The sequence below is a fragment of the Thioclava sp. UBA3469 genome (assembly GCF_002378135.1).
Lineage (GTDB): Bacteria > Pseudomonadota > Alphaproteobacteria > Rhodobacterales > Rhodobacteraceae > Thioclava > Thioclava sediminum.
This window is the reverse complement of the sequence record NZ_DFRG01000126.1, coordinates 1-12,439: the sequence shown is the minus strand read 5'-3', so window position 1 is coordinate 12,439 and position 12,439 is coordinate 1. Positions and strand designations below refer to the sequence as shown.

Annotated in this window: 12 protein-coding genes; 1 reads left to right on the top strand and 11 read right to left on the bottom strand. The window is 65.1% G+C overall.

Annotation, left to right across the window (positions count from 1 at the left end):
- Positions 1-75: 75 nt before the first annotated feature.
- From B3D39_RS10215 to B3D39_RS10205, 3 genes are read right to left on the bottom strand one after another with little or no spacing between them, the layout of a single operon-like run.
- A complete protein-coding gene (locus B3D39_RS10215; protein WP_113901392.1) occupies positions 76-1,053 on the bottom strand; it encodes an ABC transporter substrate-binding protein in 978 nt (325 codons plus the stop codon).
- A complete protein-coding gene (locus B3D39_RS10210; RefSeq protein WP_113901393.1) occupies positions 1,050-1,943 on the bottom strand; it encodes an ABC transporter ATP-binding protein in 894 nt (297 codons plus the stop codon). The genes B3D39_RS10215 and B3D39_RS10210 overlap by 4 nt, the downstream gene beginning before the upstream one ends.
- Entirely contained in the window at positions 1,940-2,818 is an 879-nt protein-coding gene (locus B3D39_RS10205) for an ABC transporter permease (RefSeq protein WP_113901426.1), read from the bottom strand. Before B3D39_RS10205 ends, B3D39_RS10210 begins: the two co-directional genes overlap by 4 nt.
- Before the next feature lie 186 nt (positions 2,819-3,004).
- Between B3D39_RS10205 and B3D39_RS10200 the strand changes: the two genes are divergently transcribed.
- A complete protein-coding gene (locus B3D39_RS10200) occupies positions 3,005-3,688 on the top strand; it encodes an IS6 family transposase (protein ID WP_274963491.1) in 684 nt (227 codons plus the stop codon).
- Between the two features lie 168 nt (positions 3,689-3,856).
- Here the strand turns inward: B3D39_RS10200 and B3D39_RS10195 are convergent, their stop codons facing one another.
- From B3D39_RS10195 to B3D39_RS10160, 8 genes are all read right to left on the bottom strand, one after another.
- On the bottom strand, positions 3,857-4,804 hold the full coding sequence (locus tag B3D39_RS10195) for an acetamidase/formamidase family protein (protein ID WP_113901385.1): 948 nt from the start codon (positions 4,802-4,804) through the stop codon (positions 3,857-3,859).
- A gap of 27 nt (positions 4,805-4,831) precedes the next feature.
- The gene (urtE, locus tag B3D39_RS10190; protein WP_274963490.1) at positions 4,832-5,527 is read right to left on the bottom strand and encodes an urea ABC transporter ATP-binding subunit UrtE; all 696 of its coding nucleotides are present in this window, start codon (positions 5,525-5,527) and stop codon (positions 4,832-4,834) included.
- 2 nt (positions 5,528-5,529) lie between these two features.
- Positions 5,530-6,297 carry an ABC transporter ATP-binding protein gene (locus B3D39_RS10185; RefSeq protein WP_274963489.1) on the bottom strand — a complete coding sequence of 256 codons (768 nt, stop codon included), beginning with the start codon at positions 6,295-6,297 and terminating at the stop codon, positions 5,530-5,532.
- Positions 6,290-7,405: an urea ABC transporter permease subunit UrtC gene (gene urtC, locus B3D39_RS10180; protein ID WP_113901387.1), complete on the bottom strand. Its 1,116-nt coding sequence runs from the start codon at positions 7,403-7,405 to the stop codon at positions 6,290-6,292. Before urtC ends, B3D39_RS10185 begins: the two co-directional genes overlap by 8 nt.
- Positions 7,405-9,021: an urea ABC transporter permease subunit UrtB gene (urtB, locus tag B3D39_RS10175; protein WP_274963488.1), complete on the bottom strand. Its 1,617-nt coding sequence runs from the start codon at positions 9,019-9,021 to the stop codon at positions 7,405-7,407. The genes urtC and urtB overlap by 1 nt, the downstream gene beginning before the upstream one ends.
- Before the next feature lie 62 nt (positions 9,022-9,083).
- Complete coding sequence (locus B3D39_RS10170) at positions 9,084-10,340, bottom strand: urea ABC transporter substrate-binding protein (protein WP_113901389.1); 1,257 nt, start codon at positions 10,338-10,340, stop codon at positions 9,084-9,086.
- A gap of 116 nt (positions 10,341-10,456) precedes the next feature.
- The gene (locus B3D39_RS10165; protein WP_274963487.1) at positions 10,457-11,290 is read right to left on the bottom strand and encodes an AraC family transcriptional regulator; all 834 of its coding nucleotides are present in this window, start codon (positions 11,288-11,290) and stop codon (positions 10,457-10,459) included.
- Positions 11,291-11,473: 183 nt separating this feature from the next.
- Positions 11,474-12,418 carry an acetamidase/formamidase family protein gene (locus B3D39_RS10160; RefSeq protein WP_113901391.1) on the bottom strand — a complete coding sequence of 315 codons (945 nt, stop codon included), beginning with the start codon at positions 12,416-12,418 and terminating at the stop codon, positions 11,474-11,476.
- Between the last annotated feature and the right edge of the window lie 21 nt (positions 12,419-12,439).

Genomic DNA, 12,439 nt, shown 5'->3' with positions numbered 1-12,439 from the left:
CATAAGCGCACTCTTTTCAATTCGATTGGGGGACTCGGCCCGGTGTGCCCGGGCCGAGTCGGAAACCGGTCGGGATCAGGCAAGCAGAGCGGGGTCGATGATCTCGGCGGCGGGAACCACGCTGGGAACCAGGTCATTGGCCAGCATGAAGGCCGAGGTCGCATCGACCGCCCCGACATAGGCCCCCGGCGCACCGGCGGCCCCCATCAGGGCGATGTTGTCCGCGCGCGAATACATCTTCACACCACTCCACATGCCCTCGAATTCCGCGACCGAAACCCCGCTGTGGTCGGCCATGATCGCGAAGGCCTCGTCCTTGTTGGTGCCAACGAAATCCAGCGCCTCGAACCAGGCGTCGAGCAGCCGCTTCACCTCGTCTGCGCGCGTTTCCAGCACATCACTGCGCGCGCTGATCAGGTCGATGATCAGATCGGGCGTGTCGACACTCGTCGCCAGCGCCGTGCCGCCCGCCGCGATGCCTTGCGAGGCAAAGGGTTCCCAGGTGACCGATACGTCGATCGCCCCGGCGGCGAAGGCGGTGCCCGCGTCCTGCGCCGACATATTGGTGATGGTGACGTCCTTTTCGCTCAGCCCGGCCTTGGCCAGCAGGCTTGCAAAGAAGAAATGGCTCACCGATCCGATCTCGAGCGCGACCGTCTTGCCCTTCAGATCGGCCAGCGTGCTCACGCCCCGGGCGATGACGATATCGGCCCCGTTCGAGGCATTGGTCAAGGCGATGACCTTGGCGAGAGGCGCCTCGGCATCGACCACCACCACGTCGGCGGTGTTGAGCGCGCAGACATCCAGATTGCCGCTTGCCAGCGCCTGACGCGCATCGGTCTGCACCGGGAATTCGATGAGGTTCAGATCAAGGCCGTGCTTCGCCGTCAGCCCCTTCTTGTCGAGCACCCAGAACGGCATCCAGCCGACCCAGATCGGCACCCCGACGCGCAGCGGCGCGGCGGCCCGCGCAGGCCGCACCAGATAAGGGGTCGCAAGGGAGGCGGCGAGCGCGCTCATCACATGCCGGCGCGAGAGTCTCATGGTCGTCATCTCTGATCTCCTGTTGTTTGCGTCAAGCCCGCGGCGGGAAGATCCGGGAGGGAGGCCCCGGCCACCGCTTGCGGCGCGCCGAACTGCGACAGCGCGCTGAGGTCGTTCGTCATGGTCGAGGTGGCGCGGATCCGCTCTGTCACCTTCCGGCGCAGTTCCAGAAATTCGGGGCTGGCGATCATGTCGCGGCTGCGATGCGCGGGCAGAGACACCTCGTGCACGCTGTCGAGCCGGCCCGGATGCGGCGCCAGAACCACGACGCGATTGCCCAGGTAGATCGCCTCTTCCACGTCATGGGTGACGAAGACGATCGTGCAGCCTTCCTGTTCGAAAACATGCAGCAGCAGGTCCTGCATCAGTTCCCGCGTCTGCGCATCGAGTGCGCCAAAGGGCTCGTCCATCAGCAGGATCGGCGGGCGCAGATGCAGTGCACGCGCGATCGCAACCCGCTGCTGCATCCCGCCCGAAAGCTGATGCGGATAGGCATTGGCGAATTTCTCGAGACCGACGAGCTGCATGAGAGCCCGCGCGCGGGCCGCATGCGCGGCCTTCTCGCCCCGGCGCCGGTTCGCGGCAAGCCGCGTCGAGAAGGCGATGTTCTGCTCGACCGTCAGCCAGGGGTAGAGCGAGTAGGACTGGAACACGACGCCACGGTCCGGCCCCGGCCCATGCACCGCCTGCCCGTCCACCCGCACCTCGCCTTCGGTTTGCGCATCAAGCCCGGCCAGGATGCGCAGCAGGGTCGACTTGCCGCAGCCCGAGGCTCCGACCAGCGTGACGATGCTGCCCCGAGCGATTTCGAGATCGAGTCCCGCCAGCGCCGTCACTTCGTCCCCGCCCCGGCCGAAGACCTTGCTGACCGCCGAGATCTGGATGATCGGCGCGCTCATTTCCGGCTCCACCACGGGAAAAGCCGGCGTTGGGCGAACCGGGCGATCTGATCGAACGCGATCCCCAGCAGGCCGATCACCAGGATGCCCATGAAGATCTTGTCCGTCTGCATGAAACGCTGTGCGCGCATGATCTGAAAGCCGAGCCCGCTGCTCGAGGCGATCAGCTCGGCCACGACAAGATAGGTCCAGGCCCAACCCATGGTGACGCGCAGGGTATCCGACATCGCCGGAAGCGCGGATGGAACGAGAACCTGCGAGATCAGTTCGCGCCGCGCCGCCCCCATCGTCTGCGCCGCCTCGATCTGCGCCAGGGGCACCTGACGGACATTGTCCGCGATCATCACCACCATCTGGAAGAAGGTGCCCAGAAAGATGATGGTGATCTTCGCGCCCTCGCCGATGCCGATCCAGATCATCACCAGCGGGATGAAGGCCGGGGTCGGCATGTAGCGGAAGAAATCGTTCACCGGCTCGAAGAACGCCTCGAAAGGACGGAACGTCCCGATCAGAACGCCAAGGGGCACCGCAAGAAGAACCGCCAGCAGGAATCCGGAAAACACCCGGAAGATGCTGATCAGCGCGTCGCCCGCCAGTCCGCCATTGCCCAGCCAGTCCCAGCCTCGCAGGGCCACATCCATCGGCGCCGGCAGGAAGCGCGGCCCGACAAGCCCTGTCGAGGCGACCAGCGTCCAGATCACGAAGGGCGTCGCCAATCCTGCGAGAGCAAGCAGCCAGTAACTTGCCGGGCCGATGGGCTGGCGCACGACAAGCCAGGCACGGCCCGGAGCCTTGCCTTCGGGCCGAGGCCTGCGGGCACCGTCGCCGGCGCGCGCCGTCCAGTCCTGTTTTTCCGCGTTGCTCTGTTTTGCCATCATTCGTCGATCCTCCATCAAGAAGAAACGGGCCGTCTTTTGAGTTAGGGACGTCGTATTGAAATGCCGCCGAAATGGTCCGGGGTCACTCCGGAGGGTTCTGTCGCAAAGCTTCTTGGCCCTCGCGATTTCCCTGTCGGTCGCCTATATATTTTTCCTTCCAGAAGCTGCGCAGGTGAGGGCAAGATGATCGATTTCAAGGGTGTGCACTATCCGAAGTCGGTGATCCTGTATGCGGTTTTCTTCTACCTCCGCTACGCAGTCTCCTATCGCGACCTGGAAGAGATCATGGCCGAACGCGGGGTGAGGGTCGACCACGCAACGCTGAACCGCTGGGTCGTGAAATTCTCTCCGCTGATTGCCGCCCGGGCACAAGCCAGGAAGCGGCCGACGGCCACTTCCTGGCGGGCGGACGAGACCTACATCAAGGTGAAGGGCAAATGGACCTATCTCTACCGGGCGGTGGATCGTGACGGCCAAACCCTTGATTTCACGCTGTCCAAGCGTCGGGACCTGGCCGCAGCCCGGCGCTTCTTCAGGCAGGCAATTGCCGCTCATGGCGTGCCCGACCGGGTCGTGATCGACAAGAGCGGCGCCAACCTCGCCGGCTTGCTGGCGCTGAACGTCATCCTGAAATTCACCGGTAACGGGCACGACATCAAGGTGCGGCAGATCAAATACCTGAACAACATCCTTGAGCAGGACCACCGCTTCATCAAGCGGATCACCACCCCGATGATGGGCTTCAAAGCATTCCACTCAGCCGCCGCGACCATCGCTGGCATAGAGACCGCGCATATGATCCGAAAAGGCCAGATCCCAGCCAACGCCACTACGCCGTTTCAGACCTTCGCGGATCTCGCGGCATAAGTCTGTCCAGTGGAACGCGGATTCCAGCCTACCGCGTCATTTGCGACAGAACCGATAATCGCGATGGCGCGCGGGCGCCGTTCTCTCACCCCTGTGGCGTGCGGCGCACGGGCGGCGCGCGCTGTCACGCCTGCGCCGCCCGTTCAGTTCAGGTTACCCCGAGTCTCGTCAGAGCCACTTCTTGGGCAGGACCATGTGGATGCCCTTCTCGCCGTCGACGACCTGCGTGACCTTGAGATCGGCAGCGAGGCTGAGCAGCATATATGCCTGATTGCGCGTGAGATGCGTGCGGCCGGTCACCAGTTGGATCATGTCGCGCACCGCCTTGCGCATCGCCTCGTCGAGATCCTCGTCGAAGCCCATCGAGATCAGCTCGTCGGCGGTTTCGGCGAAGGGGGTCTCGATCTTGAGGTCCTTGCGCACGGTCAGGCGGAAACGTCCCTCGAGCGCCGTCTCGACGGCGGCGATGCAGACCTCGCCATCCCCTTGGCGACCATGGCCATCGCCGGCGGAGAACAGCGCGCCCGCGTTGAACACCGGCAGATAGAGCGTCGCGCCCGCGCGCAGATCCTTGTTGTCCATATTGCCGCCGAAGGCGCGCGGCTCGGGCGAGCCAACCCGGCCCCAGACCGGCGGCGGCGCAACCCCCATGATGCCGAAGAACGGATCGAGCGGCAGCTCCATGCCCCAGGGCAGGGTGCAGGTGCCCGCCTCGGCATCGATCGCGATATGGATCGTCTCGTAATCGGTGAACTCGTCGGGCAGCGCGCCCAGAAGCGGCAGGATCCCGGTAAAGCCCCAGTCCTGAATCGGCTTCACGTCCAGAATGTCGATCTGCAGAACATCGCCCGGCTCGGCGCCGCGCACATAGACCGGCCCGGTCATCATATGCGGCCCCGGCCCCTTGTCGCCGGCCTTGGCCTTGAGCGCGATCAGGTGATCCGCGCGCACGCCCTTGTTGCCGGGCGGCAGATCCGCCTCGACGCAGGCCGGCATGCAGGTCAGCACGACCTCGTCGCCCGAGTCGATTTCCAGCACCGGCGGCGTGGCCGCGTCGAAATAGCCCCAGAAGATATTTTCGGGCTCAGCCGCCAGCTTGTGAGTCTTTCCGCTCATGTCTCTCTCCGTTCGAGTGGTGTTTCGTCAGACGGTCAGGAACCGCCCGATCCTTTCGGCGTCCATGTCGGCGCCCCGGCCCTGTTCGGCGATCTCGCCGCGGTCGATCACGACGTAGCTGTCCGCCAGCGAGGCGGCGAAATCGTAATATTGCTCGACCAGCAGGATCGTCATCCGCCCCTTGAGGCTGCGGATCACGTCCTCGATCGCCTGCACGATCGAGGGCTGGATCCCCTCGGTCGGTTCGTCGAGCACCAGAAGTCGCGGGCGCATCGCCAGGGCGCGGCCGATCGCCAGCTGCTGCTGTTGCCCGCCCGAGAGATCGCCACCGCGCCGGTTCCACATCTCGCCCAGAACCGGAAACAGCGCCGTCACCTCGTCGCGCGTGGCCCTGCGGTCGGCGACCTGATGCGCGGTCATCACGATCTCGATGTTCTGCCCGACCGTCAGATCGGAAAAGATCTCGCGCCCCTGCGGAACATAGCCGATGCCCAGCCGCGAGCGCTGATAGGGCGGCGCATGGGTGATGTCCTGCCCGTCGAAACGGATGTCGCCCCCGGTGGGCGGCATCAGCCCCACGATGGTCTGCAGCAATGTCGACTTGCCGGCGCCGTTCCGGCCCAGAAGCGTGCAGCAGGTGCCCTCCTCGATGCCGAATCCGATGCCATCGAGCACTTCGGCCGAGCCATAGGCCTGCGAAAGATTGTCCACCGACAAAAGCATGGTCATCGCCCCAGATAGACTTCGCGCACACGCGCGTCGCGCCGGGCGTCCGCCATGCGCCCTGCAAAGATCGGCTCGCCCCCGTGCAGCACCGTGACCCGGTCTGCCACCGTCTCGACGAAATCCATGTCGTGCTCGATCACCAGGATCGCGCGCTCGGGCGCGCGCAGCTGGCCGATCAGCTCGGCGGTGCGCTCGGTCTCGATCCGGTTCATCCCGGCGACCGGCTCGTCGAGCATCAAGAGTTTCGGGCGCTGCATCAGCAGCATCCCGATCTCGAGCCATTGCTTCTGCCCATGGGCCAGCGTGCCCGCGGGGCGGTCCGCAAGATCGGCAAGCCCGATCTCTTCGAGCACCTCGTCGCAGCGCTCGCCCCGCCGGGCATCGCCCCAGTGGCGCAATTCGGCCAGAAGCGACCCCGCGTGCAGCCGCAGCGCAAGGCCAAGGTTCTCGCGCACCGAAAGCGCCTGGAAAACGCTCGGCTTCTGGAACTTGCGACCAACCCCGGCCAGGGCGCGTTCGGGCTCATCGAGCGCAAGCAGGTCGATCCTCCGGTCAAGCACGATCTTGCCCTCGGCCGGGCGCGTCTTGCCGGTGATCGCGTCGAGCAGCGTCGTCTTGCCCGCGCCATTGGGGCCGATGATCCCGTGCACCTCGCCGTAGTTCACCAGAAAGCTCAGCCCCGGGATCGCCACGAAATCGCCGAACACCACACGCAGCCCGTCGATCTGCAGAGCCTGATCACCGGGGACCGTCATTGCCTCAGCCATGTCGCTTCTCCGCCATGCGTTTTGCCGAAAGCCGCCCAAGCATCCGCTCGCGCAGGACCTGCGGCAGGTCGAGCAGCCCGTTGGGCAGCGCCACCACGACGACGAGCACCACCGCCGCAAGGATGAACGGCCACAGATCGGGGGCAAAGCCCGAAAGCCAGAACTTGAGCCCGCTGATGATGACGGCGCCGATCACCGCCCCCGAAAGCGTGCCGCGCCCGCCCAGCGCCACCCAGACCGCGATCTCGATCGAGACATCGGGCGAGAGCAGGCGCGGGTTGATGATGCCGACCTGTGGCACGTAAAGCGCGCCGGCCAGCGCCGCGATCACCGCCGAGAGCGTCCAGATCGCAAGCTTCGGCCAGAGCGTCTCGTAGCCCAGAAAGCGCAGCCGCGCCTCGTCGTCGCGCAGCGCAACGAGCACGCGCCCGAAAGCCGTGCGCATCAGCCAGCCCGAGGCAAGGAACGTCGCGAGCAGCAACAGCACCGAAGCCGAGGCCATGCCCACGATCGCCGCATCCGATCCGATCGGCACGCCCAGAACCTGGGAAAAGCCGGTCATCCCGTTGTTGCCGCCAAAGCCGGTGTCGTTGCGGAACATCAGCAGCATCGCGATATAGGTCAGCGCCTGCGAGATGATCGCGAAATAGACCCCGCTGACGCGGCTGCGGAACGACACGAAGCCATAGATCAGCGCCAGCAGCCCCGGCAGCGCCACGATCAGGCCGAGCGCATAGGGGAAATACTCGAACCCCGCCCAATAGGCCGGAAACTCGGACCAGCCCATGAACACCATGAAGTCCGGCGTGATGCCGCCAAAGGTGAAGCCGGCCTTGAGCAGATGCATCGCGACGAGATAGCCCCCCATCGCGAAGAAGAGCCCATGCCCGAGGCTGAGGATGCCCGCATAGCCCCAGATCAGATCGAGCGCGATCGCGAGCATCGAGAAGGTGGCGATCTGGCCAATGATGTTGGCAAGATAGGGGCTCAGGCCGACCGGCGTGCCGGACAGCACGCCGCCCAGCACCGGCAGCACCACCGCGACAGCGGCGATCACCCAGGCCGTCTTGCGGAAAAGCCCGTTCTCGGAGGTGATAGTCTCGGCCATTACCGGCGCCCTTTCGGTGCAAACAGCCCCTCGGGCCGCCACTGGATGAATGCGATGATCAGCAGAAGCACGAGCACCTTGGCCGCCACCGCGCCGTAAAGCGGCTCGATCACCACGTTGATCTGGCCGATCCCGAGCGCCGCGAGCACCGCGCCAAGCAGGCTGCCGACGCCGCCCAGAACGACGACCATGAAACTGTCGACGACGAAGTTCGCGCCCATGTTCGGGTTGACGTTGTAAAGCGGCGAGAGCGCAAGCCCGGCAAGCCCGGCAAGCCCCGACCCGAGCCCGAAGGCCAGTTGGTCGATGCGGCGCGTGTTGATGCCAAGCGCGCCCGCGATCGCCCGGTTTTGCGTGACCGCCCGCAGATAGAGCCCGAAGGTCGTGCGCCGCAGAAGCCACAGCACGACAAGACAGGCCCCGACCGAGATCAGGATCGCGAAGAGCCGGTTCATCGTCATGATGAAATCGCCGACGACCTGCACCCCGCCCGAGACATAGGCCGGCTGGTAGAACTCCATGTTCTGCGAGCCGAAGACCACGCGCACCGTATTGATCAGCAGCAGGCTGATCGCCCAGGTCGCGAGCAGCGTCATCAGCGGCCGGGTATAGAGGCGGCGGATGATCAGCACCTCCATCGCCAGACCGACGAGGGCGGAGGCGAGGAACGACACCGGAATCGCCACGATCAGATAGTAGTCGAGCAGCCCCGGCACGACGGCCCGCATCGCTTCCTGCACGAGCCAGCCGGCATAGGCGCCGATCATGATCAGCTCGCCCTGCGCGAGGTTGATCACCCCCATCAGGCCAAAGATCACCGCCAGCCCCAGCGCGGCCAGGAACAGCACGCTTGCATAGCTCATGCCGCTGTAGAGGGTCGAAAGGAGATGCCCGAAGGAGAGCACGCGCTCGATCCCCGCGATCTGCGTCTTGATCGCCCGCGCGACCTCGGGATCCTTCTCCTTGGCCAGCGCCTCGGTCAGCATCGACGCATTCGCCTTCGAGGCGGTCTTGCCGATCTCGTCGACGGCGGCAAGGCGCAGGGCGGGATCGGGATTGCCAAGCTGCATCGCAGCCTGCATCGCCAGAATTTCCGCCTGCAGCGCGGCATCCGTCTCGGCGGCCGCCAGGTCTTCCATCATCTGGGGGGTCAGCGCCTCGCCGCGCTTGGCCAGCACGCCGAACGCCGCCCTGCGCGCCGCAAGATCGGGCGCGCCGCGCAGCGTCAGCACAGCCGTTGCGCTTGCCGAAAAGGCGCGCAGCCGAAGGTTTACGGACGGCTCCGACAGGCTTGCAGGATCAAGGCCGGCGGCGGGTTCAAGCGTCGCCGCGCCGATCAGCCCGTCCGGCTCCTCGAGATAGGCAAGCGGGCCCGCGCAGCGCAGCTTTCGGCCGTCGAAGGCGGCCACGACCCGGAGCGCCCAGGCGGCCTCGGCATCGCTGCCCGCGACACCGGCGCGGGCGATCTCTTCGAGCGCCGCCTTCTGCGCGCCAAAGTCTCCGGCGCAAAGCGGCGCCAGCATATCCTCGCGCGGGGCCGCAGCGCCGGGCCCGGCCAGTGTCGCGGCGACCAGCACAAACGCCAGCAACCGCCCGATGCGATCAAGCAAGACCATTTCCAGTTCCGCAAATGGAAACGGAGCGCCAGCCCGGAGTGACAGGCCGGCGCCCCGAGACATCAGCCCTTCATGTAGGGGCTGAACGGCAGGGGCTCGGGCGTGTCGGGCGACTGCCAGAGCACGTCGAAGCCCTGCGCCTCGTTCACCGAGCCGATGAACACGCCGCGTTTGACGTAGTTGTTCTCGCTGCCCATCGTGATGTTGTAGCCCGACGGGCAGTCGAAGCTGAGCCCGCCAAAGGCCGAACGCACTTCCGGCACGTCGAACGAGCCGGCCTTCTCGGCGGCCATCGCCCACAGATGCACGCCGTCATAGGTCGAGACCATCGGATCGATCGCCACATCGGGCTTGAACGGCACCTTGTTGGTGGTGACATAGTTGGCCCAGTTCGCGAGGAACTCCTTGTTCTTCTCGCCCTTGGCGTTCTGCAGATAGGCCCAGCAGTTCAGGTGGCCGACGAGCGGCTTGGTGTCGAGCCCCTCGAGGTCAGCCTCGACCGCATCGAGTGCCAGAACCGGCACGTCGAAGGCGCTGATGCCCTGGTTGATGAACTCGCGGAAGAAGTCGGGGATCGAGTTGCCGACCACGGTAAGCACGACGATCGGCTGGCCGCCGGGCTGGTCGGCGAAATCGCGGATCTGGTTGACCAGCGTCTGGAAGTTCGAGAAGCCAAGCGGAACGTATTCCTCACGCCACGCGCTTTCCTCGATGCCCTTCGATTTCCAATAGCCCTTGAGCTGCTGGTTGATCGTGCGCGGCCAGACATAGTCGGAACCAAGCATGAAGAAGCGCTTCGCCGAACCGCCCTCCTCGCTCATCAGGTATTCGACGGCGGGCAGCACCGACGAGGACGGCGGCGAGTTCAGATAGACGACGTTCTTCGAGTTTTCCTCGCCCTCGAAATGCAGCGGGTAATACAGCAGCGCATCGTTCTGCTCGACCACCGGCAGCACCGATTTGCGGCTCACCGAGGTCCAGCACCCGAAGGTCACGGCGACCTTTTCCTGCTGGATCAGCTGTTTGCCGAGCTGGGCATAGAGCGGCCAGTCGGAGCCCGGATCGGTGATCACCGGCTCGATCATCTTGCCGAGAACGCCGCCCTTGGCGTTGATCTCGTCGGCCGCCATCTTGACGACGTAGTTCAGGCGCCCCTCGATATTCGCCATCGTGCCCGAGGACGAGAACAGGCAGCCGAGCTTCACGGTGTCGCCGCTCGCGGCATAGGCGCGGCGGATCAGCCCCGGCAGCGGAAACGAGCTCGCGGCGGCGGCAAGCGCGGTGCTGCCGGCGGCCGAGAGAAATTGACGTCTTTTCATTGGTTCATCCCTGTTGGACCGCAAGTGGTATTTTGCAGGGCGATCGTGCCGCGGCGCAGAATTTCGGTCTTTTGAATTGCCGCTGATTTTTTGAATCCGCGCCGCCTTTTGCGAAATCAGTCCTTGCCCCAGGCGGCGCGATAGCGTGCCGGCGACTGCCCGACGCGGCGCGCGAAGGCCGCGGTGAAATGCGCCTGATCGGCAAATCCCGTCATCGCCGCAATGTCCGTCAGCGGCAAGTCTCCGGTCTCGAGCCAGTTCTTTGCGCGCTCGATCCGCAATGCCATCAGGAACTGATAGGGTGTCTCGTCGACCGCCGCCTTGAAGGCGCGCGCAAAGTTTCGCTCCGACATTCCAACGATCTGCGCCAGGTCCTCCAGCGTCATCTTCTCGTGCAGATGCGCCTCGCAATAGTCCCGCAGTCGGGCCACCTGAATCGGGTTGAGACAGGCGCCCGACGCCCGCCCGCCGGGCTTTGAGACGGCGGCGCGCCCGAGCACGTCGCAGAATGTCGACAGGAGCGTTTCGGCATAGAGCCGGTCTTGCGCGAGCGTCCCCCTGCCCTCGCTCCACAATTCGTGCACCAGCTCCACCAGCAAGGGGTTCGAGAAAGCGTCCTCACTCAGGCGGCGCAGATCATCGACACCACCGCGCCGCATCATGCCCTGCGCCGGGATCGACAGGACCAGATGCCGCATCGGCGCCTCGGACCAGTACTCGCCCACGACACCCGGCGACAGGATCGGCACGAAGGTACCGGGACGCGCGATCACCCGGTGCGCCCGTCCACCATCAAGCCGCACGCGCATCTCGCCAACCCCGCGGGTGACCAGGCAGACCATGTAGCTATCGCTCGGCGGGTCGGTGCTCTCGCCTGCCGCGTAATCGACCATCTCCATTCCGAACCCGTGAAAAGGCCCGCGCGGATCCTCTTGAGCAAGTCTGGCCATCGCCGCCTCCATGGATGAGCACCTCACCCATTGAATACAAAGCGACAGGGACCATCCATTTTTCGTATACAAAAGTCAGAGCGATTGTCGGAAACGACATTATTCAAACAGGAATTGTCCGGCCCTGCCCACTTTGTGCTCAGCGTTGAATCGCGCAGCCGCGCAACGGGAATATCCGCTGGCTCAGACCGCCCCGAAGAGTCGGCGCGGGAGCATGCACCCGACGACCCAGTTCGGCTGATCGACGACCTCATGTATACGGAGTTCGGCAACCATGCCAAAGACCGCATAGGCGACATGAGGGTCGATGTTGTGCACCGCCGCCAGCGCGTCGATCGCGTAGCGCGTGGCATCTCGGGCAGCCGCCATCAGATCGGGACCGATCCCGAGGAAATTCCGATACTCCGTCTCGGGGTAGTTCCGGGTCGACATGTCGAGAACGGGTGCCGCCAGCGCCGTGCCGCGCAGGATCTCGACGCGCAGGGTCGAGGTCATCGGGGCCTCGATCGCGGCCCCCGACACCTCGCCCTCCCCTTGCAGCCCATGCCCGTCCCCCCCCGAAAGCAGCGCGCCCTCGTTGAAGACCGGCAGGTAGAGCGTCGCCCCGGCCTGCAGATACCGCACGTCGATGTTGCCGCCCGCAACGGTTGGCGCGATCGAGGGAAACTCCCCCCTCATCCGCGGCGCTGTGCCCAGCACCCCCATCATCGGATTGAGCGCGAAACGTTCGCCCAGGATCTCGACACTGTCGCCGGTCAGATCGAAGGTCTGCAGATAGGCCTGCGGGAATTCGTCGTGCAACAGGCCGAAACCGGGGATCAGCCCGGTCCAGCCCCAGGCGCCCAGCTCAAGATCGAGCACCTCGACCTTGAGCACATCGCCCACCTGTGCCCCCTCGACGAACACCGGGCCGCAGAGCGGGTCGAGCTTGTTGTAATCGATCCGGGCCATGTCCGTCGAGGTCGACTGGCGTGTCAGCAGCCCGTTCGATGCGTCGGGGCTGGTCAGGCTGAAGATCTCCCCCGGCTTGACCACCAGCGCCGGCGCGAGGCTGCAATCCCAATGCGGGTGCAACTGCTTGCAGTTGGGGCAATTGTGGATGGTCTTGTAAGGCTTTGCCACGGACATAAGCGCACTCTTTTCAATTCG

Coding starts and splice junctions, on each gene's coding strand:
- B3D39_RS10215 (WP_113901392.1), bottom strand. CDS start 1,053: ATGACGACCATGAGACTCTCGCGCCGGCATGTGATGAGCGCGCTCGCC.
- B3D39_RS10210 (WP_113901393.1), bottom strand. CDS start 1,943: ATGAGCGCGCCGATCATCCAGATCTCGGCGGTCAGCAAGGTCTTCGGC.
- B3D39_RS10205 (WP_113901426.1), bottom strand. CDS start 2,818: ATGGCAAAACAGAGCAACGCGGAAAAACAGGACTGGACGGCGCGCGCC.
- B3D39_RS10200 (WP_274963491.1), top strand. CDS start 3,005: ATGATCGATTTCAAGGGTGTGCACTATCCGAAGTCGGTGATCCTGTAT.
- B3D39_RS10195 (WP_113901385.1), bottom strand. CDS start 4,804: ATGAGCGGAAAGACTCACAAGCTGGCGGCTGAGCCCGAAAATATCTTC.
- urtE (WP_274963490.1), bottom strand. CDS start 5,527: ATGCTTTTGTCGGTGGACAATCTTTCGCAGGCCTATGGCTCGGCCGAA.
- B3D39_RS10185 (WP_274963489.1), bottom strand. CDS start 6,297: ATGGCTGAGGCAATGACGGTCCCCGGTGATCAGGCTCTGCAGATCGAC.
- urtC (WP_113901387.1), bottom strand. CDS start 7,405: ATGGCCGAGACTATCACCTCCGAGAACGGGCTTTTCCGCAAGACGGCC.
- urtB (WP_274963488.1), bottom strand. CDS start 9,021: ATGGTCTTGCTTGATCGCATCGGGCGGTTGCTGGCGTTTGTGCTGGTC.
- B3D39_RS10170 (WP_113901389.1), bottom strand. CDS start 10,340: ATGAAAAGACGTCAATTTCTCTCGGCCGCCGGCAGCACCGCGCTTGCC.
- B3D39_RS10165 (WP_274963487.1), bottom strand. CDS start 11,290: ATGGCCAGACTTGCTCAAGAGGATCCGCGCGGGCCTTTTCACGGGTTC.
- B3D39_RS10160 (WP_113901391.1), bottom strand. CDS start 12,418: ATGTCCGTGGCAAAGCCTTACAAGACCATCCACAATTGCCCCAACTGC.